The organism is Shinella sp. S4-D37 (assembly GCF_040812195.1).
Classification (GTDB): Bacteria; Pseudomonadota; Alphaproteobacteria; order Rhizobiales; family Rhizobiaceae; genus Shinella.
Genome location: NZ_JBFNXL010000005.1, coordinates 1,530,440 through 1,552,271, shown reverse-complemented (window position 1 = coordinate 1,552,271; position 21,832 = coordinate 1,530,440). Strand labels below are relative to the sequence as shown.

General features: G+C 67.0%; 18 protein-coding genes. 9 read left to right on the top strand and 9 right to left on the bottom strand.

Annotation, left to right across the window (positions count from 1 at the left end; genetic code table 11):
* Positions 1-9: 9 nt before the first annotated feature.
* Positions 10-708, bottom strand: coding sequence for a ribose-5-phosphate isomerase RpiA (gene rpiA / locus AB3G45_RS14945; protein WP_367831318.1), 699 nt, complete (start codon positions 706-708; stop codon positions 10-12).
* A 202-nt stretch (positions 709-910) separates the two neighbouring features.
* Here rpiA and AB3G45_RS14940 point away from each other — a divergent pair, with 202 nt between their 5' ends.
* Complete coding sequence (locus AB3G45_RS14940) at positions 911-1,585, top strand: HAD family hydrolase (protein ID WP_367831317.1); 675 nt, start codon at positions 911-913, stop codon at positions 1,583-1,585.
* A gap of 72 nt (positions 1,586-1,657) precedes the next feature.
* On the opposite strand, the gene AB3G45_RS14935 is transcribed toward AB3G45_RS14940, so the two are convergent.
* The gene (locus tag AB3G45_RS14935) at positions 1,658-3,532 is read right to left on the bottom strand and encodes a murein L,D-transpeptidase (RefSeq protein WP_367831316.1); all 1,875 of its coding nucleotides are present in this window, start codon (positions 3,530-3,532) and stop codon (positions 1,658-1,660) included.
* Positions 3,533-4,012: 480 nt separating this feature from the next.
* Between AB3G45_RS14935 and fumC the strand changes: the two genes are divergently transcribed.
* The 3 genes from fumC to AB3G45_RS14920 all read left to right on the top strand — a co-directional run bounded on the left by fumC (position 4,013) and on the right by AB3G45_RS14920 (position 7,528).
* Positions 4,013-5,458, top strand: coding sequence for a class II fumarate hydratase (gene fumC, locus AB3G45_RS14930; RefSeq protein ID WP_367831315.1), 1,446 nt, complete (start codon positions 4,013-4,015; stop codon positions 5,456-5,458).
* 166 nt (positions 5,459-5,624) lie between these two features.
* Positions 5,625-6,695 (top strand): GGDEF domain-containing protein, encoded by a 1,071-nt coding sequence (locus AB3G45_RS14925; RefSeq protein ID WP_367831314.1) that lies wholly within the window; start codon positions 5,625-5,627, stop codon positions 6,693-6,695.
* A gap of 200 nt (positions 6,696-6,895) precedes the next feature.
* On the top strand, positions 6,896-7,528 hold the full coding sequence (locus AB3G45_RS14920) for a L,D-transpeptidase (protein WP_367831313.1): 633 nt from the start codon (positions 6,896-6,898) through the stop codon (positions 7,526-7,528).
* Positions 7,529-7,685: 157 nt separating this feature from the next.
* On the opposite strand, the gene AB3G45_RS14915 is transcribed toward AB3G45_RS14920, so the two are convergent.
* The 5 genes from AB3G45_RS14915 to AB3G45_RS14895 all read right to left on the bottom strand — a co-directional run bounded on the left by AB3G45_RS14915 (position 7,686) and on the right by AB3G45_RS14895 (position 12,713).
* Complete coding sequence (locus AB3G45_RS14915) at positions 7,686-8,525, bottom strand: M15 family metallopeptidase (RefSeq protein ID WP_367831312.1); 840 nt, start codon at positions 8,523-8,525, stop codon at positions 7,686-7,688.
* On the bottom strand, positions 8,470-8,856 hold the full coding sequence (locus AB3G45_RS14910) for a hypothetical protein (protein WP_367831311.1): 387 nt from the start codon (positions 8,854-8,856) through the stop codon (positions 8,470-8,472). Before AB3G45_RS14910 ends, AB3G45_RS14915 begins: the two co-directional genes overlap by 56 nt.
* A gap of 264 nt (positions 8,857-9,120) precedes the next feature.
* The gene (locus tag AB3G45_RS14905) at positions 9,121-10,332 is read right to left on the bottom strand and encodes a low temperature requirement protein A (protein WP_367831310.1); all 1,212 of its coding nucleotides are present in this window, start codon (positions 10,330-10,332) and stop codon (positions 9,121-9,123) included.
* A 123-nt stretch (positions 10,333-10,455) separates the two neighbouring features.
* A complete protein-coding gene (locus tag AB3G45_RS14900; RefSeq protein ID WP_367831309.1) occupies positions 10,456-12,282 on the bottom strand; it encodes a monovalent cation:proton antiporter-2 (CPA2) family protein in 1,827 nt (608 codons plus the stop codon).
* 56 nt (positions 12,283-12,338) lie between these two features.
* On the bottom strand, positions 12,339-12,713 hold the full coding sequence (locus AB3G45_RS14895) for a gamma-butyrobetaine hydroxylase-like domain-containing protein (RefSeq protein WP_367831308.1): 375 nt from the start codon (positions 12,711-12,713) through the stop codon (positions 12,339-12,341).
* A gap of 200 nt (positions 12,714-12,913) precedes the next feature.
* On the opposite strand from AB3G45_RS14895, the gene moaA reads away from it, so the two are divergent.
* Positions 12,914-13,900 (top strand): GTP 3',8-cyclase MoaA, encoded by a 987-nt coding sequence (moaA, locus tag AB3G45_RS14890; protein WP_367831307.1) that lies wholly within the window; start codon positions 12,914-12,916, stop codon positions 13,898-13,900.
* Positions 13,901-13,923: 23 nt separating this feature from the next.
* On the top strand, positions 13,924-14,562 hold the full coding sequence (locus AB3G45_RS14885; RefSeq protein WP_367831306.1) for a DUF1176 domain-containing protein: 639 nt from the start codon (positions 13,924-13,926) through the stop codon (positions 14,560-14,562).
* Between the two features lie 60 nt (positions 14,563-14,622).
* Here the strand turns inward: AB3G45_RS14885 and AB3G45_RS14880 are convergent, their stop codons facing one another.
* Complete coding sequence (locus AB3G45_RS14880; protein WP_367831305.1) at positions 14,623-17,166, bottom strand: methyl-accepting chemotaxis protein; 2,544 nt, start codon at positions 17,164-17,166, stop codon at positions 14,623-14,625.
* A 386-nt stretch (positions 17,167-17,552) separates the two neighbouring features.
* On the opposite strand from AB3G45_RS14880, the gene AB3G45_RS14875 reads away from it, so the two are divergent.
* From AB3G45_RS14875 to mobB, 3 genes are all read left to right on the top strand, one after another.
* Positions 17,553-18,461, top strand: coding sequence for a DMT family transporter (locus AB3G45_RS14875; protein WP_367831304.1), 909 nt, complete (start codon positions 17,553-17,555; stop codon positions 18,459-18,461).
* A 64-nt stretch (positions 18,462-18,525) separates the two neighbouring features.
* Entirely contained in the window at positions 18,526-19,161 is a 636-nt protein-coding gene (gene mobA, locus AB3G45_RS14870; protein WP_367831303.1) for a molybdenum cofactor guanylyltransferase MobA, read from the top strand.
* A complete protein-coding gene (mobB, locus tag AB3G45_RS14865; protein ID WP_367831302.1) occupies positions 19,158-19,679 on the top strand; it encodes a molybdopterin-guanine dinucleotide biosynthesis protein B in 522 nt (173 codons plus the stop codon). Before mobA ends, mobB begins: the two co-directional genes overlap by 4 nt.
* Before the next feature lie 131 nt (positions 19,680-19,810).
* On the opposite strand, the gene AB3G45_RS14860 is transcribed toward mobB, so the two are convergent.
* Positions 19,811-21,646 (bottom strand): OmpA family protein, encoded by a 1,836-nt coding sequence (locus AB3G45_RS14860; protein WP_367831301.1) that lies wholly within the window; start codon positions 21,644-21,646, stop codon positions 19,811-19,813.
* Positions 21,647-21,832: the final 186 nt, after the last annotated feature.

Below are 21,832 nucleotides of genomic sequence, written 5' to 3'. Positions count from 1 at the left end.
TGCTCCTGTCTAGTCTTTTGCCGTCAGCGTGCGCGCACCCGCGGGTCCCGCGATGATGGCCAGCGACGCCATGTTGATGAAGAGTCCGTGTTCGACGACACCGGGAATGTCATTGAGGCTGCTTGCGAGCGCATCTGCATCAGGAATGCGGCCAAAAGATGCGTCGAGAATGTAGTGTCCGCCGTCCGTCATGAAGGTGCCGTCGCCCGAGGCGCGCAGCGCGATCGCCCCCGAAAGCCCGAGGCGGGCGGCCGTCTTCTCGATGGCGATGCGGGTGGCGGCAAGGCCGAAGGGATTGACCTCGATCGGCAGCTTGAAGGCGCCGAGCGTGTCGACCACCTTGCTCTCGTCGGCGATCACGATCATGCGCGTCGAGGCGCTGGCGACGATCTTCTCGCGCAGCAGCGCGCCGCCGCCGCCCTTGATGAGGCGCAGCCTGCCGTCGACTTCGTCCGCGCCGTCGATGGTGAGGTCGAGTTCCGGCAATTCGTCGAGCGATTTCAACGGCACGCCGAGTTCGACGCAGAGCCGCGCCGTGCGCTCGGAGGTGGGCACGCCCTCGACCTTCAGGCCGTCGGCGACCTTCTCCGCAAGGAGCCGCACGAATTCCTCGGCGGTCGATCCGGTGCCGATGCCGAGGCGCATGCCGTCCTCGACATGGGTGAGCGCGGCCTCCGCGGCCTTGATCTTCATTTCCCGGGCGTCCATGACCCCAAAACTCCCTGAATGGTCGTGGCCCGGCGCCGAAGCGGCCGGAATTCCGGTGAGACACTTACACGCCCCCGCCGGCAAACGAAAGCCAAAATCGCCGCCCGCACCCTGCCCGCCGAGGCGGAGAAGGCGATTGCAAATACCCGTGCCATCGCATACCGGAAGGGCCTGCCCGCCCCTTCCCATGCAAGGTTTCCCCATGTCCGCTTCTCTCGTAGTCTTCGATCTCGACGGTACGCTCATCGACACGGCACACGATCTCGTGGCCAGCCTCAACCACACGATCGGCCTCGAGGGCCTCGATCCCGTCGGCTACGGCGACCTCACCTATCTCGTCGGCCATGGCGGCCAGGTGATGATCAAGCGCGCCTTCGCGCTGCGCGGCCGGGACATCTCCGAAGAGGAACTGCAGCGCATGATCGGCGCCTTCGTCGAGCACTATTCCGGCGCCATGCCCGGCGTCTCCGTGCCCTATCCGGGCCTTCTCGCCGCCATGGACCGCCTTTCCGGCGCCGGCTACCGCCTCGCCGTCTGCACCAACAAGCTGGAAGGCCTTGCCCGCCGCCTGCTCGACGGCCTCGCCCTCACCGCGCGCTTTTCCGCGATCACCGGCGGCGACACCTTCGCGGTGCGCAAGCCCGACGCCGAGCACCTGCTCGGCACCGTCCGCCTCGCCGGGGCCGAGCCGACGCGCACGGTGATGATCGGCGACAGCCTCAACGACATGCTCGTCGCCCGCAATGCCGGCGTGCCCTCGATCGGCGTGCCCTTCGGCTATTCGGACGTGCCCGTCGCCGCGCTCGAACCGAACCACGTCATCGCCCATTTCGACGAGCTGACGCCGGACCTGGTCGAGCGCCTCATCGCCCGCTGAAACGGCGAAGGCGACGCATCCGGAGGATGCGTCGCCTTTTTCCGGCCGGCTTGGGCGCGGGATCGAAAGCGCTCAGCCCTCGACCTTCCGCGCCTTCTGCGTGGCGGCGAAGGCCTTGCGCATGTAGCCGTCGCGGTCATAGACGTCGTCGAAATACTCGACCACGCCGTCCTTGTTCGGCCAGGCGGTGAAATAGGCGATGTAGATCGGGATATCCGCCTTGACGTTCAGCGCCTTGTTGCGGCCGGCGGCGATCTCCTTGCCGACCTCCTCCTCGCTGACGCCCAGCACGGCGGCCGCCATCTTGCGCGGCTCGGCAAGGCGCACGCAGCCGTGGCTCAGCGCCCGCATGTCCCGCTTGAAGAAGCTCTTCGACGGCGTGTCGTGCATGTAGATGGCGTGGCTGTTCGGGAACAGGATCTTCAGTTCGCCGAGCGCATTGTCGCCGCTCGGCGGCTGGCGTACGGAGACGCCGGCGGTCGAGCCGTACCAGTTGACCGAGGACGAGGCGACCGCGCGCCCGCCGACGGCGACCTCGTAGCCCATGCGGTCGAGATAGGACGGGTCGTTCCGGAGCTTCGGCAGCATCTCGTTGATGATGATCGACTGCGGCACGCCCCAATAGGGGTTGACCTCGACGGTCTGCACCTTGTCCTCGAAGAAATAGGTCTGGTTCGACTTCGAGCCGACCACCGTGCGCATCGAGAACTTCTCCGCGCCGTCCTCGTGGTAATAGACGCGGAAGGCCGGCTGGTTGATGAAGACGTGGCGGGCGCCGAGATCGACCGGCAGCCAGCGCGCCTGTTCCAGCGCCACCTCCAGCTTGGCGATCTTGTCGGCGACCGAATCGCCGCCCGTCAGCTTGCGGATCGACGCCTTGCCGACGATGCCGTCCGGCTTCAGCCCGTTCTCCTTCTGGAAGGCTTCGACGAGCGCGACCAGCTCGGGCGTATAGTCCGGCGTGTCCTTGTAGGTGGCGATGGCGAGCGAATGATCGGTCTTCAGCGCATCCGAGCCGTGCTTGACGATGCCCTTGACGATATTGACGAGTTCCGGATCGCTCTGGCCCGGCTTCAGGAGCGTGCCCTCGGCGATGACGATCCGGTCATCGCCGGCGTTTTGGGCCTTCAATCTGGCAAGCTCGGCCTTCAGCGCCTGGAAATCGGCGCTCGCCGGCGAGCGGCTTTCGAGATAGCCCTTGACGTTGCTGCTCATCGCCACGTTCTTCAGCGCCGCGACGAGGTTGACGTCCTTGCGCTTGAAATCGTGGTAGCCGGAAATCCGGTTCGGATCGATGCGGCCGCGCACGGCGTCCTCGACGTAAGTCGCGACGGCGGCGGAAAGGCCCACTTCGAAGGCGGCAAGCGCGCTGTAGCGGGCATTCATGTCGGCGCCGTCGAAATCGTCGGCCGGGATCTTGACCGCATAGTCCCAGGGATCGAGGCCGACGGAGGCCGCATCGGCCAGCACGGCGATGGCGCTCTTCGCCTTGTCGTTGATGCCGGTGCCGTCGACCCAGACGAATTTCTTCTGCGTCGCGTAGAAGGTCTCGACCGCCCTGGCGGCGTCGGGCGTCGCGCGCACGTCTATGGTGGAGAAGGCGGCGCGCACGCCGGCATCGCCCGCCGGCACGACATCGGCCGAAATCGAGCTGGTGACGACCGGGTCGGCCAGCTTGTCGACGGCGACGCGCTTCAGGGCGTCGGCCTTGTAGGTGTAGTAGCGCGGGCCGGTGACGCGCGGCAGCGGCTTGGCTTCCTGCTTCGTCTCGGCGCCGGGCAGCGCGAGACCGGTCGTCACGCCGGGAAGCGGTTCGGCCTTCTGCCTCCTCTTGCCGTTCAGCCATTCCATGACGGTCAGGGCGTTGGCGGGCGTCGCATGCAGCGAAACGGCGGCGCAGGAAAGAGCCAGCGTGGCGGCCAGCACGGCAGTCTTGGTAAGCTTCATCTGTATTCCATTCCCCGATTGAACCGTGGTGACGGTCTCTGGCGGCGCCCGAACCAGCAGGCCGGTAAGTTATAGGAAAGGATGGTTGATGAAAAGGAAACGCCCCTTCCCGCCACCCTCGCAAGGCCTCACGCTTGCGTGACGCCGGACCCTGGCAAGCCAGACGGATGAGCCCGCGTAAAAATTTGAATTGCCGTCGATTTTTCGAGCGGGAAGCCCGGATCTCGGGAGGCAGGCCGGGCGGCCGCAAAAAAACAAGCGGACGATTGTGATGGAAAAGGCACAGCGCCGGCTGCCCGGCCAAGCCCGTCGCCGGCCCATCGCCGGCCTGCCCGGCCTAATCGATTTTAACCGAAAGTCGCGTGCGCGCGATCGATCCGCCCCTTGCAACCCCGTCGCAGATAGGCCAGAGATTTGCGCGATTTTATCGCGCCAGCGCGGAGCCTTGGGGGCTCGCGCGTGCCCGGCCTGCCGCCTCCCATGCGGCGGCATCGCCGGCGGCTCACCGAAGCGCATGGGTATTTAGCGGGAAGCACAATGACGACGCGCACGGAAACGGATACATTCGGCCCCATCGAGGTGGAGAACAGCCGCTATTGGGGGGCACAGGCCCAGCGCTCCCTCGGCAACTTCAAGATCGGCTGGGAAAAGCAGCCCCTGTCGGTGGTGCGCGCCCTCGGCATCGTCAAGCAGGCCGCCGCCCGCGCCAACATGGAGCTGAACCGCCTCGACCCGGCCATCGGCAAGGCGATCACGGAAGCGGCCCAGGAGGTCATCGACGGCAAGCTCAACGATCATTTCCCCCTCGTCGTCTGGCAGACGGGCTCGGGCACCCAGTCGAACATGAACGCCAACGAGGTGATCTCCAACCGGGCGATCGAGATGCTCGGCGGCGTCATGGGCTCCAAGAAGCCGGTGCACCCGAACGACCACGTCAACATGAGCCAGTCGTCGAACGACACCTATCCGACGGCCATGCACATCGCCTGCGCCGAGCGCATCGTCCATGACCTTCTGCCGGCTCTGAAGCACCTGCACGCCGCCCTCGAAGCCAAGGTGAAGGCCTTCGACCACATCATCAAGATCGGCCGCACGCACACCCAGGACGCCACCCCGCTGACGCTCGGCCAGGAATTCTCCGGCTATGCCGCGCAGGTCGCCTCCTCCATCAGGCGCATCGAGATGACCCTGCCGGGCCTTTGCGAACTCGCCCAGGGCGGCACCGCCGTCGGCACGGGCCTCAACGCCCCGGTCGGCTTTGCCGAGAAGGTCGCAGCCCACATCACCGCGATCACCGGCATCGACTTCCAGACCGCGCCGAACAAGTTCGAGGCGCTGGCCGCGCACGATTCGATGGTCTTCTCGCACGGCGCGATCAACGCCGCCGCCGCCGCGCTCTTCAAGATCGCCAACGACATCCGCTTCCTCGGCTCCGGCCCGCGCTCGGGCCTCGGCGAACTGGCGCTTCCGGAAAACGAGCCCGGCTCGTCCATCATGCCCGGCAAGGTCAACCCCACCCAGTGCGAGGCCCTGACGCAGGTCTGCGCCCAGGTGTTCGGCAACCACGCCTCGCTCACCTTCGCCGGCAGCCAGGGCCATTTCGAGCTGAACGTTTTCAACCCGCTGATGGCCTACAACTTCCTGCAGTCCGTCCAGCTCCTCTCCGACGCCGCGATCTCCTTCACCGACAATTGCGTTACCGGCATCGAGGCGCGCGAGGACAACATCAAGGCGGCGCTCGACCGCTCGCTGATGCTCGTCACCGCGCTCGCTCCGAAGATCGGCTACGACAACGCGGCCAAGATCGCCAAGACCGCCCACAAGAACGGCACGACGCTGCGTGAGGAGGCCGTCGGCGGCGGTTATGTCACCGACGAGGAATTCGACGCGCTTGTACGCCCGGAAAAAATGATCATGCCGGGTTGAGGAAGAATTTCCGAATATTCTCCTACTAAGGCCGCAGATCGTTGAATCTGCGGCCTTTTTGCTGCCAGCTTTCCGTTGCGGCAGTCACAACCGTTAATCATTCCCAAAGAATTTTAGTCGTATTTTGCGGGTCGGGAGCCAATGAAGGAAATCAGGAGCCGCCGACATGAACACGGCCGTTGCGCAAAAGGTCCAGGTGCCGGATATCGCCGCGCAGGTGACCTATGCGATGCGCATAATGGGTGTCTCTCCCATTCCGCGGAACTACGAGCTGTTCTATGAGGCCTATATCGGCTCCAATCCCAAGCTGACGCGGGAACTGGCGGCGCTCGGCAGCAAGGCCTCGCAGGAGGAACTGGACGAGATCGGCGGGCAGTATTTCGGCCATCACCACGGCGCCACCGCCATCGACGGCGCCCATATGCGGATCGCCGGGGAACTGGACGGCCTGCTGCGCCTCCTCAAGCAGGAACAGACCTCGCTCGAGAGCTACAACAGGCTGCTCGACGAGACCTTCGTGCGCATCAACGGCAAGAGCGCCACCAGCGTCGAGATCATCAGGAGCGTCATCGACGTCCTGACGGAAGCGACCGGCGACACCATCAACCAGGGCAAGGAGATGGTCGAGAACGTCGCGCAGAAGTCGATCGAGATGGACAATGTGCGCAAGGAACTCGACGAGTACAAGCGCATCGCCAACACCGACTCGCTGACGCAGCTTTCCAACCGCCGCGCCTTCGACGACAAGCTCTCCGCCATCTACAATTCCACCCTGTCGCGCAACGTGACCGCGCTGATCCTCGCCGACATCGACCATTTCAAGAAGATCAACGACACCTATGGCCATCCCGTCGGCGACAAGATCCTCGCCTCCGTCGGCAGCCTGATCCGCGCGAACGTGCGCAAGGACATCCTCGTCGCGCGCACCGGCGGCGAGGAATTCGCCATGATCGTCGAGGGCAACACCGAGGAAGAGGCGATGGGGATCGCCGAGCGCATCCGCAGCGCGCTGGAGAACACGCCCTTCAAGAACTCCAGGACCGGCGTCAACTACGGCCCGATCACCATCTCGCTCGGCTTCTGCATGGCCTCCTGGGCGGAAGGCCCGGGCGAGCTCTATTCCAAGGCCGACATCGCGCTCTACTGCGCCAAGAACGGCGGGCGCAACCGCACCATGCCCTTCGAGGACGGCATGAAGAAGGACTTCACCAAGAGCTGGCTGATCTACCGCAAATAGGCGGCCCTGCCCTCCTTCGAAAACGGCGCCCCCGGGCGCCGTTGCGCATTTTGCCCTGCCCGCGGAACCGCAGCCGCCATCGCGCCGCAGGCAGGCCTGTTCCCGCAGGAACATCGCCGCGCCCGCCGCTGGCCTAGAACGTCCCCATCGAAGAACGAACGCCCGGCATCAAGCCAGAGGCGGAAACAGGGACCAGGACAATGAAGACGCTCGCCATCGCCCTCCTCGCAGGCCTCCTTTCCACCGCAGGCGCCGCCACGGCCGCCGACACCGAGGTCGCCTCGCTCTCCTCCTCCACCCAGAAGGCCGGCTGGCTGCAGGTGCTGTCGGGCGGCAAGCCGGTCAAGTCGGAAAAGAAGGTCGCCGCCGTCTCCCGCGCGCCGATCGCCCGCGAACTCGTCGCCTTCACCGAGAAGGTCGCGCCGGGCACGATCATCGTCGACAATTCTGAACGCCGCCTCTACCACGTCCTCGGCTCGGGCCTCGCCATGAAATACGCCGTCAGCGTCGGCCGCGAAGGCTTCATCTGGACCGGCTCGGAAAAGGTGACGCGCAAGACCGAATGGCCGACCTGGACGCCGCCGGAAGACATGCGCGCCCGGGAAGCCAAGAAGGGCAAGATCCTGCCGGTCTCGATGAAGGGCGGCCTCGACAATCCGCTCGGCTCGCGCGCCATCTATCTCGGCTCGACCATCTACCGCATCCACGGCACCAACCAGCCGTCCTCGCTCGGCAAGGCGCAATCCTCGGGCTGCATCCGCATGGCGAACGAGGATGTCGAGCACCTCTACGCCCAGGTCACGGCGGGCGTCACGGTCATCGTGCGCGATTGATTTCCGGGAAGCGGCAGAGAGCAACCCCTCGCCCCACCCTCCGTCATCCTCGGGCTTGACCCGAGGATCCAAGCGGCAATGACGGCGTGTGCGGTGTGGGTCCTCGGGTCAAGCCCGAGGATGACGCAGGAGAGGTTGGCAGACTATATCGGTCATCTCAGCGGCAGGCGGAAGCGCCTGCCGCCTTGGCGATCGCGAGGAGGTCCGGGCGATATTCGAAATGCATCGTATCGTAGTGATACCAGCGCCCGCCCCAGACGAAGCCGTGCCGCTCGAAGATCTCGACGATCTCCAGCGGATATTTGTTGGCATATGTCGGCACCCTGCCCGGCTTGCCGCCCGACCAGACCCAGTAGTCCGCGAATTTCGTGTTGAGATCGATGGCGGCGCCGAAACTGTGCACCGACATGTTCTTGGCGCCCGACACCTTTCGCCAGTTGAAGACACCGGCGGAGGGCGCAAGGTAACGCTTCAGCTCCGGTCTGGCCGCAAGCGCGTCGCGCACCTTCTCCAGCGCCGCCGCAGCCCCCTGCCGTTTCGTCACGCGCAGCGTCTCGCCGAACCATTTCACCGGAACGAGATCGGCCGAGACCGCCTTCGCCGAGGCGCCGTAGAGCCGCATCATCAGCGCGTCGCTGCGGATGCGGCCGGGATCGAAGTCGACCTGCGGCGTCCTCTCGCAGGCGCCGGGCGGATAGACCTGCCGCAGGCTGTCCTCGACATCGCCGGCGGCCAGCGCCCCCTGGTGGTCCTTCGCCCTGCCGTCGTCGATTTCGAGCGGCGGCCCGCCGTCCTTGAAGACGAGCGCGTTGCCCTCGACGCCGGCAAGGCTTTCCGGATAGGCGGCGACCAGCAGCTTCAGGCGGGCCGCGAGGTCGAGCTCCGCCGCGCCGGCCGACGACGCGGCGACGAAAAGCAGCGTTGCGGCGAGGAGGCGCCGGCTAGTCGACCGAGATGTTGATATAGTCGCCTCCCGCGCCGCGCCAGATTTCGACATGGATCTGCACGTCGCCGTCAAGCAGCCGGCGGGCGGCGCTGCGCTCGATGCGGCCGGCGCGGATCATGCGCTCGGCAAGCTCGCGGTTGCGCGCGGAGGCGAAGTAGCCGTCGAGGTCGTCGCCGGGCTGGCGCACGCCGAAACGGTGCACGTTGGCGCGATCCTGGCGGATGACCTGCCAGGGCTGCGTCAGCCGCGCATTGCTGGAATTGTAGAGATCGTCCTGGCCGATATAGGCGCCGTAGCTCTCGATCAGCTCGTCCGCCCTGGCCGCACCGGCCGAAGCCGCAAGCGCGGCGGCAAGAGCCGCCGCCAAAAGTCCTTTTCGCATTCCCTGCTCCACGTTACGGCCGGGGCCATCCCTGCCGAAGACAAGACGGGCGACGGCGACCGGATATTCGCCGCCCCTCACCACATGGACCTGGCGGCCCGGCCCGGCCATTCCCGGTCGCAGGCCGCGCCGTCGAACCCCTTCTTGACCGAGGCGAGCATCTGCCAGACGGTCGGCAGGCAGCACGGCGCGGGCGCACTGCGACGACGGAGCGCGGATGTTTCCCGTCCATCACGAAGCGCCCGGTGGTCTCGACACCGCTCCCTAGACAGTGGCGACATCGTCCGCCCGCGTCGATTTCAGCGACAGGAACTCCCAGAGCGCGACGGCGAACAGGACGGCGGCCGCGGCCATGAAGAGCTGGTAGGGCTCGGCGAAGGGCACGAGCGCCGAGAGCGCGAGCAGCGCGGCGATGCCGGTAAGATGCGACAGCGGCGCGCGGCCGCGGATCGCCGCCTTGAACCAGATGTTGCCAGTGAGGAACACGACGGGCCCGCCGATGATCGCGCCCGCCGTCCTCAAATCGACCGGACCGTGCGGATGGGCGAGCGCGAACTCCTCCGCCACCGCGGACAGGATGATGCCGGCGACGATCGGGATATGGGCATAGGTGAAGGCCGTGCGCGCGATGCGCCCCGGCGTCGCCGAATGTTCTATGAGATGGGCCGCCTCGCCGTGGCCGAAGCGGAAATAGATCCACCACATGGTGGCGGTCGAGAGGAACGCGACGGCGAGCAGGAGGACGGTGAAGCCGTCGAGCAGTTCCATGCCGGCGACCGTGCGGCCGGTGACGAGGATCGTTTCGCCGAGGCAGATGATGACGAAGAGCGCGCAGCGCTCCGCCATGTGCTCGCCGGAGACCTGCCAGTCGCCGAAGGTCGAGCGCCCGAGGCCCGGCACGGCGAAGCCGAGCGCCGGCGAGGCATATTCGATGCCGAGCGCGATGGCCCACAGGGCAAGCCGCGCCTCGTGCCCGACAAGCGCCCCCGCCAGCCAGAACACGGCGGAAAACAGCGTCCAGACGGTGATGCGGGTGAAGTTGCGGCTGTTTTCCGGCCAGTCGCGCCGCATCGCGAAGGCGGTGAAGGCCGAGCGGCCGACCTGCATGGCGACATAGGCGAGCGCGAAGAGCAGGCCGCCCGCCCCGAATGCCGTCGGTATCGCGATTGACAGCATCAGGCCGAGGAACATCAGGACGAAGAGCAGGATGCGCACCGGCGCCTTGTCGGGGTCCAGCCAGTTCGTCGCCCAGGTCGTGTAGATCCATACCCACCAGACCGCCAGCGTCAGCATCGCCGCCTCGCCAAGCCCGAGCAGCGAATAATGCGCCGCCAGCGAATGGGAGAGCTGGATGATCGTCAGCACGAAGACGAGGTCGAAGAAGAGTTCGGCGAAGGCGACCTTGCCTTCCTGTGCGGTGCCGCGCGCCCGGAGGCAGGCGGAATTGGCGAAGCGCTCGTCGGTCGTCGCCGTCATGGCGGGCGTTCCTTTTGGCGGGATCCCTTGGCGCAGGCCGCCGGTCCCGTCCCCGAAGGCATGCGCATTCCATGGAAGATCGCAAGCACCGCGAAGGCAAGGCCGCAGAGCCGCCCCTCGCCCTCAGCTCGCCTGGTCCTGCTCGATACGCCGGTGCTCCTGCTCGGCCGCCGCACGCTCGCGCGCCGTGCGCGCCGCGACGATGTCGGCCGGCTGGACATTGCCACGGATGAGCTGGCGGCCGGCATAGATGCCGCCGACCATCTCCAGGTCCAGCCGCTCGCGGTCGACGAGGCGGAACTCCTCCACCACCTCGGCGGCAAGGTCCTCGTCCTCGCCCAGCGCCTTCAGCGTCTCGCGGCTGAAGACCAGCGCCGATTCGAAGGTCTCGCGGATCTGGAAATCGACGCCGGCATGGATGAGGTCGACGGCGTGGCCGCGGTCGTAGGCGCGCGCGAGGATCGGCACCAGCGGGAACTCCTCGCGCACCACCTCGGCGATCTTCACGGCGGCCTCCTTGTCGTCGAGGCAGATGAGGATCGCCTTGGCGGTCGAGGCGCCGGCGGCATGCAGGATGTCGATGCGCCCGCCGTCGCCGTAATAGACCTTGAAGCCGAAATCGGCGGCATCGCGCACGAATTCCGCATCCTTGTCGATCATCGAGAGGGTGTAGCCGCGGGCGAGCAGCGGCTGGCTGACGATCTGGCCGAACCGGCCGAAGCCGATCATCAGCACGGTGCCCTCGACATTCTGCGGCAGCGTCAGCCCCTCGGTCGACGGCTGCTGCTTCGGCACGACGCGGTCGTGCAGGACGACCATCAGCGGCGTCAGGATCATCGAGATGATGATCGTCGCCGTCAGGATGGCGTTCTCCTCGCCGTTGAAGATGCCGGCGGAAACGGCGGCGGCATAGAGCACGAAGGCGAACTCGCCGCCCTGCGCCATCAGCACGGCCCGCTCCAGGCTTTCGGCATGGCAGGTGCCGAGAAGGCGCGCGACCCCATAGATCAGGAGGAGCTTCGCGATCATGTAGCCGACGACGCTCGCCGCCACGAGCTGCCAGTTGGCCGCGATCACCGAAAGGTCGATCGCCATGCCGACGCCGAGGAAGAAGAGGCCGAGCAGGATGCCGCGGAACGGCTCGATATCGGCTTCGAGCTGGTGGCGGAAGCTCGATTCGGAGAGCAGCACGCCGGCAAGGAAGGCGCCCATGGCCATGGACAGGCCGGAGACCTGCATGGCGAGCGCCGAGCCCAGCACCACGAGCAGCGCCGCCGCCGTCATCACCTCGCGCGCGCCGGAGGCCGCCAGCACCCTGAAGAGCGGATTGAGCAGGTAGCGGCCGGCCAGCACCAGCGCGACGATGGCGCCGATGGCGATGCCGATGGAAAGCCAGCGGTCGGAAGCGTCCGTCGCCGCCGCCCCCGTGCCGAGCAGCGCGGCGATGGCAAGCAGCGGCACGATGGCGAGATCCTCGAAGAGCAGGATCGCGATGATGCGCTGCCCCTTCAGCGTCGACAGGGTGCCGCGCTCCTGCAGCATCTGCATGACGATGGCGGTGGAGGTCAGCACGAAGCCCGTGCCGGCGACGAAGGAGGGAATGAGCGCAAAGCCCATCGCCACCCCGATGCCCGTCAGCACGAGCATGGCGCCCATGACCTGGACCGCGCCCAGCCCGAAAATGTCCTTGCGCATGCCCCACAGCCGGGAGGGCTGCATCTCCAGCCCGATGATGAAGAGGAACATCACCACGCCCAGTTCGGCGACATGGATGATCGCCTGCGGGTCGGCGAAGAACCCGAGGCCGAAGGGGCCGATCACCAGCCCGGCGGCAAGATAGCCGAGCACCGAGCCGAGGCCGATCTTCTTGAAGACCGGCACGGCCGCCACGCCCGCCGCCAGGAGCACGACGACCTGGGTGAGATCATTTGCATTCGCTTCGGCTGCCAAGGGCATCTCCCGTTCGTTTCTGGGTGGACGCTACCTTCGCAAGGCAGTCCGACATGTTACCGCGGTTTCTGCGAAATATCGCGGCTCATGCCTTTCTCCGCAAGCTCGCGCTCATAGGCGGCGAAGAGTTCGGCGCCTTTTTCCCCGAGTTCCCGCAGATAGGACCATGTGAAGATGCCGGTGTCGTGAAGGTCGTCGAAACCGATGCGCACGGCGTAATTGCCGGTCGGCGTCATGGCGATGATCGCGACATTGCGCTTGCCCGGCACCGTCACCTTCTGGCCCGGCCCGTGGCCCTGCACTTCCGCCGAGGGCGAGAGCACGCGCAGGAGCTCGGCGGAAAGATCGAAGCTCGCGCCGTCGTTGAAGGTCACGAGGAGGCGCTGGCGGTCCTTCGACACGCGCAGCTCGGTCGGCCAGAGATCGCTCATCCCGTTTCCTTTCGTCTGTTTTCGCGAAGGACTATGCGCCATATCAAGGATGCGCAAGGCGGAAAATGCTGTCATACTCGCGCGGGCCGGCTTGACGCCGCGCGCCCGGCGCACGACATGTCGGTAATGGAGGACGTGACTTGAATTCGTATGCAGGCCCGCTGGGTGGCGCGAACCTAATCGCGCAGTCCGATACACCGATGATCGACCCCTTCGGGCGCGCCATCACCTATCTGCGCGTGTCGGTGACCGACCGCTGCGATTTCCGCTGCACCTATTGCATGGCGGAGAACATGACCTTCCTGCCGAAGAAGGACCTCCTGACGCTGGAAGAGCTGAACCGGCTCTGTTCCACCTTCATAGCCAAGGGCGTGCGCAAGCTCAGGCTTACCGGCGGCGAGCCGCTGGTGCGCAAGAACATCATGCATCTCGTGCGCGAACTCGGCCGCCAGGTTGAGGACGGGCGCCTCGACGAACTGACGCTGACGACCAACGGCTCGCAGCTCGCCCGCCACGCGGCCGAGCTTGCCGATTGCGGCGTGCGCCGCATCAACGTCTCGCTCGACACGCTCGACGCGCAGAAATTCCGCGCCATCACCCGCTGGGGCGAGCTTTCCAAGGTTCTGGAGGGCATCGACGCCGCGCAGGCGGCCGGCCTCCACGTCAAGATCAACGCCGTGGCGCTGAAGGATTTCAACGACCGCGAGATCCCCGAGCTGATGCGCTGGGCGCATGGCCGCGGCATGGACCTCACCCTCATCGAGACCATGCCGATGGGCGAGATCGAGGAGGACCGCACCGACCGCTACATGCCGCTGTCGGAAATGCGCGCCCGCATCGAGGACGACTTCACCCTGACGGAAAACGCCTACCGCACCGGCGGCCCGGCCCGCTACGTCACGGTCGCTGAAACCGGCGGCCGCCTCGGCTTCATCACGCCGATGACGCACAATTTCTGCGAAAGCTGCAACCGCGTGCGCCTCACCTGCACCGGCACGCTCTATATGTGCCTCGGCCAGAACGACGCGGCGGACCTGCGCCTGCCGCTGCGCGCCTCCGACGACGACGCCCTGCTCTCGCAGGCGATCGACGAGGCGATCGGCCGCAAGCCGAAGGGCCACGATTTCGTCATCGACCGGCGCAACCGCCCGGCCGTCGCCCGCCACATGAGCGTCACCGGCGGCTGAACCCCGCTGGAAGCGAGGTTTTCGTGAAAGTCCTCCCGGTCCTCTTCCTTGCCGCCGCCCTTCCGTCCTTCGGCCTCGCCGCCGAGCGGCCGGAGGGCATCGCCGCCGCCGAGGCGATCGCCAGGGCCGCCCTCGGCGCGGATTGCGACATGAACGGCATGGAAGAGGTGCCGATGGCCGGGCCGGAGGCGGAAGGCTTCGGCCACGCCGTCCACCGCTTCGCCTACAAGCCGGACTACGACCCGAACGGCCCCGACGTCGAGGCCGAACTCTACCAGCTGTTCTGCGGCTCGGGCGCCTACAACATCCGCAACGCCTTCGTGCTGAAGACCGGCGACAGCGACACGCCGAAGCTCCTCGCCTTCGCCGCGCCGGACCTTGCCTATGCCTATGCGGACGAGGAGAACAGCCGCCTTGCCGCCGATCCGAAGGTCCGCGGCTTCCACGCCACCGCCCTGCTGGTCAATGCCTCCTTCGACGAGAAGACCCGCACCATCGCCAGCCACGCCGCCTGGCGCGGCATCGGCGATGCCTGGGACAGCGGCAGCTGGGTTTTTCGCGACGGCACCTTCCTGCTCGTCCGCTTCGAGGTCGATCCGACCTATGGCGAGCCGGACCCCGCGGCGCCGGAGAGCTACGTCGTCTTCGAGGCCGGCAGGTAAGGCCGGCGCAAACGAAAACGGCCGGGCTTCCACCCGGCCGTTTCGTTGATGGCGGACAGATCACGCCGCGTGGTGCTGGCCGTGGTAGCCGCCCTGCCGCATGTCGAGGTCGCGCGTCTTGAAGTGGTCGATCTTCTGGTTGAGGACCTCGACGCGCTGGCGCAGGCCGTGGATCTCGGCCGTGTTCTCCTCCACCATCGCCGCGTTCTGCTGGGTGATGAGCTCGACCTGGTGCACCGCCTGGTTCACCTCGTTGATGCCGTCGTACTGGGCGGCGGCCGCCGCCTCGATCTTGCCGACCAGCGTGTGGATCGAGGAGATGTGCTCGTTGATGACGCTCAGCGCCTCGCCGGTCTCCGTGACGAGGGCGACGCCGTTCCTGACCTGCGCCGAACTGTCGGAGATCAGGCCCTTGATCTCGCGGGCGGCACCGGCGCAGCGCTGGGCAAGCTCGCGAACCTCCTGCGCGACGACCGCGAAGCCGCGGCCCGCTTCCCCTGCCCGCGCCGCCTCGACGCCGGCATTGAGCGCCAGGAGGTTGGTCTGGAAGGCGATCTCGTCGATGACGCCGATGATCGTGCTGATCTTCTCCGACGACCGGTTGATCTCGCCCATGGCGTCGACCGCCTTGGCCACGACCTCGCCGGAACGCCGGGCATAGCTGTGCGTCTCGTCGACGGACACCGCCGTCTTCTGGGCGCTTTCGGCGGTCGAGCGCACGATCTCGGTGAGCTGGCGCAGCGCGCGCGAGCTTTCCTCCAGCGCCGCCGCCTGCTGCTCGGTGCGGCGGGCGAGATCGTCGGCGGAAGTGGCAAGGTTGCCCGTGCCGCCGTTGATCTCCACCGTCGTCGCACGCACATCCGAAAGGGTCACGCGCAGGGCCTCGACCGCATTGTTGTAGGTGCGCGCCATCGCGACATATTCGGCGGCGAGCGCTTCCGTCATGCTTTCCTCGAGATTGCCGGCGGCAAGCTGGCCGAGCACGTCCGAAAGGGCCGTGAGCGCCTCGGTCTGCTCCGCCTCGATGCGGGCCTGCTCGCTGGCGCGGCGGGCCTGCTCCTCGGCCGTCATCTGGCGCTGGGCCTCTGCCTCCAGCTCCAGGCGGACGTTTTCCCGCGCCGCGTCGCGGAAGACGGCGACCGAGCGCACCATGTCGCCGATCTCGTCGCCGCGATTGCGGCCGTCGATGCTGATGTCGAGATCGCCGCTCGCCAGCCGCGACATGGCCTCCGTCACCCGCTTGAGGGGACCGCGCAGGGTTTCCACCAGCATCAGGCCGCCGATGATGGCGAGCAGGGTGCCGGCGACCATGGCGATGATCGACACATTGGCCGAGCGCTGGCTGTCCTTCTTGCCGGCCTCCTGGGCGCTGGAGACGAACTGTTCCAGCGTCTGGCTGGCATCGGCGACGGAGGCATAGGCCGCGACGCGCGCAGCCCGCCAGGTCTCGCCGACGGAGATGAGGTCCTGCGTGCCCTGCTCGATGCTAGCGAGCGAGGGCGCGAGTTTTTGCGAGAGGTCGCGCAGGGCGGCGTTCTTCGTGCCGAGCTTGGCGAGTTCGGCGGCACTTGCGGCGACGGCCTTGACGTCCGCCAGCACGGCGTCGCGGCTCGGCTGGTCGAGCTTGCGATGCAGCTCGCTGATATGCAGGCGCGTCTCGTCGATGCCCTTGAACGTATCGCCCATCAGCGTGATCAGCGTCTTCAGGAGCGCGATCTCCGCATCCATGCCGACGAAGCGCTTTGCCGCCGTGTCGGAATTCTTGCCGGCCTCCTTGAGGAAGTCGGCGTCGAACTTCGCCAGCTTGCCGAGCACCGGCATGAACTTCGCCTTCTTGGCGTCCGCGTCGTCGGTGCCGGCAAGGATCTCCTTGACCGTTTCGAGTTCCGCCTCGAAGGACTTGATCTGCTCCAGCGCCTTCGGCGAGGCGATCGCCTTGGATTCGCCCAGTTGCTTGACGAGTTGCGGCAGGTAGGTCTCGGCCGCCTTGACCTTGTCCTCCGCCTTCATCGCCAGCGCGACGGGCTTGCGGAACTTGCCGATGCGCTCGGCCAGGCCCTGATAGGCGGCGGCATCGAACAGCAGCGCCTTGGCGAAGGCTTCCTTCTCGCCCGATTCGTTGCGGATGACGCCGATCTGCTTTTCGGCGAAGGCACCGTCCTTGGCCATCGTCGCCAGCGCCTCTTCCAGGTCCGCCGTCACGGCGTTGCGCTTCTGGTCGATCGACCAGAGCGTTTCGCTCTGCGCGCGCATGGTCCCGGCCAGCGCCACGACCGAGGCGATCTTCGCCTTCTCGGCCGCATCGGGCAGAAGGGCGTCGAGATCGCTGATGCCGGTCTCCTGCTCGTCGATGCGCTCGCCGAGCGCCGTCCGCGTCGCCTCGCCCGGCTTGTCCACGAAGTCCTGCAACCCGCTGCGCAGGTTCTGGAAATGCGACAGGCTGTTGATCGTCTCGCGCGTCACCGTCATGTGACCGTTCAGCGTGCTCGCGGTGAAGTAACCGACGAGGCCGATGCCCGCGATCAGCGCAACGAGCGGAATGACGAACAGCAGCACCTTGGTGACGATGCGGCGCTGCTGGAGCAGGCGGTCGATGAAGGACATGGGTTCCCCGACGTTTTTATGACGACCAAGATCCCCTCGGGTGTTCCTCAAAGCCGAAGCGGCCGCTCATGCTCGCTATGAGAGCGCGGCCGGTTTCGATATCAGGGCTTCGGCCGATCTTGCATCAGGCGGCCCGCCCTCACCCGTCGCATCATGCGATCGCTCATTGGGATGACCCAACGATAGGTCGGGAAGCTTAATGAATTGCTTCGGTAAAGCGGCAGGAATTCAAACCTTTGCGTCCGAAAGATCATACTTTTGCGGGCCGATGTCGAGGGGGCCGCCGCCGCGCGCGGCAATCACCCCGATTGTTCCAGCCTTGAGGGTGATGGCATGCGGCGGACAATGTGCCTAAGAATGGCCAAGACACGCTTGGAATCACCTGCATGACCTCTACCGCCAATGCCCGGGGCGCCCTGTTCATGGCCATCGCCATGGCCGCCTTCACCTGCAACGACGCGCTCGTCAAGTCCGTCACCGGGGACTTGAACACCGGCCAGATCCTGTTCGTGCGCGGGCTGATGACCACGGTGCTCGTCGTCGTCATCGCCCGCTGGATGGGCGCGCTCGGCTCCTTTCGGATCGTGCTGCAGCCGGTCGTCGCGCTGCGCATCGCCGCCGAGATCCTCGCCTCGCTCGCCTATGTCTCGGCGCTCGGCGCCATGCCGCTCGCCAATACGGCCTCCATCCTCCAGGCCCTGCCGCTCGCCGTCACGCTCGGCGCGGCGGTCTTCCTCGGCGAGAAGGTCGGCTGGCGGCGGTGGCTCGCCATCGTCGCCGGCTTTGCCGGCGTGCTCATCGTCATCCGCCCCGGGCCGGAGGGCTTTTCGCTCGCCGCCGTCTACGTCATCGTCTCCGTCGTCGGCGCCGCGGCGCGCGATCTGTGTACCCGCCGGATCGACACCGCCGTGCCCTCGCTGTGCATCAGCGTCATCACCGCGGTGTCGATCACGCTCGCCGGCGCCGTGATGATCGTGCCGATGGGCGGCTGGCAACCGATCCCCGGCGAGGCGCTCGGCCGTCTTGCCGGCGCCAGCGTGCTGCTCCTCGTCGGCTACCAGACCATCGTCATCGCCATGCGCACCGGCGAGATCTCCTTCATCGCGCCCTTCCGCTATACGAGCCTCATCTGGGCGATCACGATCGGCGTCCTGTTCTTCGGCGAGGTCCCGGATTTCTGGATGACCGTCGGCGTCGCCATCATCGTCGCCTCCGGCCTCTACACCTTCTACCGGGAGAACCGCCGCCGGGACGTGGGGGCGGTGGCGCAGGAGTCCAAGCCCGAATCGCCCTGACAGGGTTGCGGGCCGCGGCGGCACCGACTAGACCGGAAGCGTGAAACCTGCCGTTGGGAGCGAGATGACAGCGACGCATGCGATAGTGGGCGTGATCCTCGCCGGCGGGCTCTCCTCCCGCATGGGGCAGGACAAGGCGCGCATCCGTCTCGGCGGCGCGGCCCTCATCGACCGCGCGGCGCGGCGCCTCAAGCCGCAGGTCTCGGCCGTCGCCGTCAATGCCAACGGCCCGGTGCTCTTCGAGCGCGGCGAGGAACTGCCGGTCTTCGCCGATCTCGACGCGGCCCGCGCCGGCCCGCTCGGCGGCGTGCTCGCCGCCCTCGACTATGCGCGGCACCATCATCCCGAGGCGAGCCACGTCGCCACCGTGCCGACCGACAGCCCCTTCTTCCCGGCCGACCTCGTCGCCCGCCTGTCGCGCGTCGTCGACACGCCGGAGCGCATGGCCGTGGCGCGCTCGGCGAGCGGCCTGCATCCCGTCTTCGCGCTCTGGCCGGTGACGCTCGCCACGGACCTTGCCGAATGGCTGGCGGGCGGCGGGGCGCTGCGCGTGCGCAGCTATATGGAGCGCCACCAGGCCCGCGAGATCACCTTCCCGCCGGTCGAGACCTCGCGCGGGGCGTTCGACCCCTTCTTCAACATCAACACGCCGGACGATCTCGACGAGGCGGAAAACTGGCTCTGGGTGCTGGAACGATGACACGACCGAAGATCTTCGGCATTGCCGGGTGGAAGAACTCCGGCAAGACGGGCCTTGCCGTGCGCCTTGTGAGCGAGCTCGTCGCGCGCGGCTACCGCGTGTCGACCATCAAGCACGCCCATCACGACTTCGACATCGACAAGGTCGGCGCCGACAGCTACCGGCACCGCCAGGCCGGCGCGCACGAGGTCACCATCGTCTCCGGCACGCGCTATGCCATCATGCACGAGCTGCGCGGCGCCCCCGAGCCGAGCTTTAAGGAGATCCTCGCGCGCCTGGCACCCTGCGACCTCGTGCTCATCGAGGGCTACAAGCGCGAGCCGATCCCGAAGATCGAGGCCCGGAGGCTGGAGGCCGCCAACCGCACGCCCCTTGCCCCGGAAGACCCCCACATCGCCGCCATCGCCGCCGATCACCCCGTCCCCGACACGGCCCTGCCCGTCTTCGACCTCGACGACACGGCGACGATCGCCGACTTCGTCGTGGCGGTGACGGGTTTGGGCAAAGCGGGAGACTGAGCCGCAACGAAAAAGGCCGCGGGCAAGAACCCGCGGCCTTGCGTTCGACAATCGACGTCGCCCCACCCTCCATCGTCATGGTCGGGTCGAGCCCGACCATGACGAAGGAGAGGTTCGTCAGGACCGGCCGGTCACTCGGCCATCGCCACGGGCTTCACCAGCGGGGTGACGCGTCGGATGGTGACGCGGCGGTTGAGCTGTTCGCCGGCGTCCGTGTCGATCTTCAGGAAGCGCTCGCCATAGCCCTGGGTGGCCAGATTCTCCGGCGGGATGTCGTAGACGTCGGTCAGGATGTTGGCGACGGCCTCGGCGCGCTCGTCGGAGAGCAAGAGGTTCGACTCGTCCGAACCGACCGCATCCGTATGGCCCTCGATCAGGAAGGTCTCGCCCGCGTCCTTGTCGAGGATCTCGTTCATCGCCTCGGCCACCTCGCGCAGCGTCGCGGCCTGGTTCATCGAGATCTCCGCCGACCCTGTCGCGAAGGTGATCGTATCGAGGTCGATGCGGCGCACCTTGTCGCGGATGCGGGCCGAATACTTCACCTCGGCGAGCGAATAGACCCGCTCGACCGGCTCGACCGGCGGCCGCTCCAGGAAGGCGCGGTAGTCGACACCCTCCTCGGCGGAGGTGTCGACGATATATTCGTCGACCGGGATCGTCAGGCGCATCGGCGGCAGGCGCTCGCCGGGATCGACGAAGGTCGGCCGGCTGTCACGGTCGATTTCCGGCGCGTAGAACATCACATATTCCCGGCCGTCGCCGTCGATGCGCGAGCGCTGGATGACTTCGCCGTAGCGGTTGCGGATGGTGACGACGCGGTCGCCGTTCGGCCGCGCGATGACCTCGCGCACGCGGCCGTTCGGCAGGTCCTCGTAGTAGGTCTCCCGGGCGTTGCGCGACAGACGGCGGCCGTCGTCGGAGCGCACGATGATGCGGTCGCCGAAATTGATCACGGAGCGGTCGTCCACCTCGCGCTCGACGCGCCAGCCGTCGCGATCCTCGTAGCGCGGCCGGCGGTCGCGCCGCTCGCCGCGCTCGCGGTCGCCCGGCTCGTAGCGCATGCGCTCGCGCCCTTCCCAGCCGACCTGCGCGTCACGGTCGGATTCGGGAACCCGCACGCGCACGTCGCGGCGCTTCTCCTCGCGTTCGCGGCGCAGTTCCTCGCGCGAGCGGTCGCGGCGGTTGTCCCAGTCCTTGTCGCTGTCGAGAACGGCGGCGCCGTCGATGAACGGCAGCTCGATCGTCCCGGTCGTGCGCGACGGGTCGCGGGCGATGCGCTCGCGCTCCTTGTCCCGCTCGCGGCGCGGACGCCCCGCCGTCTCGTCCGGACGCTTGCGCTCCCGCTCGGCGTCGCGCTGGCGCTCGCGGCGTTCCTCGCTCGCCTTCTGCTTGCCGTCCTGCTGGCGCTGCTCGTCCTTTTCGGCGTCACGCTGCTTCTTGCGGCGTTCCTCGCGGTCGCGCTGCTGGTTCTCCTCCGCGCGCTGGCGGTCGCGGTCCGCGTCGCGCTCGCGCCGTTCCTCGCGCGCCTTCTGCTTGCCGTCCTGCTGGCGCTGTTCTTCCTGTTTGACGTCACGCTGCTTCTTGCGGTCCTGCCGCTCTTCCTTCTTGCGGTCCTGCCGCTCTTCCTTCTGGCGGCTCTCCTCGCGCTTGCGCTCGCGGCGCTCTTCGCGCTGGCGGTCGAGCTGCTCCTTGGCCTCGCGGTTGCTCGCGCCGCCGCCGTTGTCTTCGCGGTTGCGCTTGCGCTCCTTGCCTTCCTCGCCGCTGCCCTGGTCGTCGCGGTTGCGGCGCTTGGGGATGAGCAGGTCGTCGCCGAACTGGCCCTCCTCGGCCTGCACCTGCAGGACACGGGCGGGTGCGACATGCGGCAGCACCGGGCGCATCATGGCGGCCTCGACCGGCTGCCAGACGAAGGACAGCGATGCGATGGGCAGCGCAACGGTCGCCAGGAATCTCGTTCTCTTCAGCATTTGCGTTTCCTCGTTTGCCGGCGTTCGACGCTATTGCATCGGTTTTTTGGGCGAATTTGTGTTTCACGCACGCTCGCCCGTCTTCGATGCCGCACGCTAATTCACGGCAGATGAATTCGCGCTGAATGCGACGGGTCCGCCGGCGGCCCCCTTTAAACGCATGAGGACGGTATCGGTTCGCCCGCA

Coding starts and splice junctions, on each gene's coding strand:
- rpiA (WP_367831318.1), bottom strand. CDS start 708: ATGGACGCCCGGGAAATGAAGATCAAGGCCGCGGAGGCCGCGCTCACC.
- AB3G45_RS14940 (WP_367831317.1), top strand. CDS start 911: ATGTCCGCTTCTCTCGTAGTCTTCGATCTCGACGGTACGCTCATCGAC.
- AB3G45_RS14935 (WP_367831316.1), bottom strand. CDS start 3,532: ATGAAGCTTACCAAGACTGCCGTGCTGGCCGCCACGCTGGCTCTTTCC.
- fumC (WP_367831315.1), top strand. CDS start 4,013: ATGCGGCGGCATCGCCGGCGGCTCACCGAAGCGCATGGGTATTTAGCG.
- AB3G45_RS14925 (WP_367831314.1), top strand. CDS start 5,625: ATGAACACGGCCGTTGCGCAAAAGGTCCAGGTGCCGGATATCGCCGCG.
- AB3G45_RS14920 (WP_367831313.1), top strand. CDS start 6,896: ATGAAGACGCTCGCCATCGCCCTCCTCGCAGGCCTCCTTTCCACCGCA.
- AB3G45_RS14915 (WP_367831312.1), bottom strand. CDS start 8,525: ATGTCGAAATCTGGCGCGGCGCGGGAGGCGACTATATCAACATCTCGG.
- AB3G45_RS14910 (WP_367831311.1), bottom strand. CDS start 8,856: ATGCGAAAAGGACTTTTGGCGGCGGCTCTTGCCGCCGCGCTTGCGGCT.
- AB3G45_RS14905 (WP_367831310.1), bottom strand. CDS start 10,332: ATGACGGCGACGACCGACGAGCGCTTCGCCAATTCCGCCTGCCTCCGG.
- AB3G45_RS14895 (WP_367831308.1), bottom strand. CDS start 12,713: ATGAGCGATCTCTGGCCGACCGAGCTGCGCGTGTCGAAGGACCGCCAG.
- moaA (WP_367831307.1), top strand. CDS start 12,914: ATGATCGACCCCTTCGGGCGCGCCATCACCTATCTGCGCGTGTCGGTG.
- AB3G45_RS14880 (WP_367831305.1), bottom strand. CDS start 17,166: ATGTCCTTCATCGACCGCCTGCTCCAGCAGCGCCGCATCGTCACCAAG.
- AB3G45_RS14875 (WP_367831304.1), top strand. CDS start 17,553: ATGACCTCTACCGCCAATGCCCGGGGCGCCCTGTTCATGGCCATCGCC.
- mobA (WP_367831303.1), top strand. CDS start 18,526: ATGACAGCGACGCATGCGATAGTGGGCGTGATCCTCGCCGGCGGGCTC.
- mobB (WP_367831302.1), top strand. CDS start 19,158: ATGACACGACCGAAGATCTTCGGCATTGCCGGGTGGAAGAACTCCGGC.
- AB3G45_RS14860 (WP_367831301.1), bottom strand. CDS start 21,646: ATGCTGAAGAGAACGAGATTCCTGGCGACCGTTGCGCTGCCCATCGCA.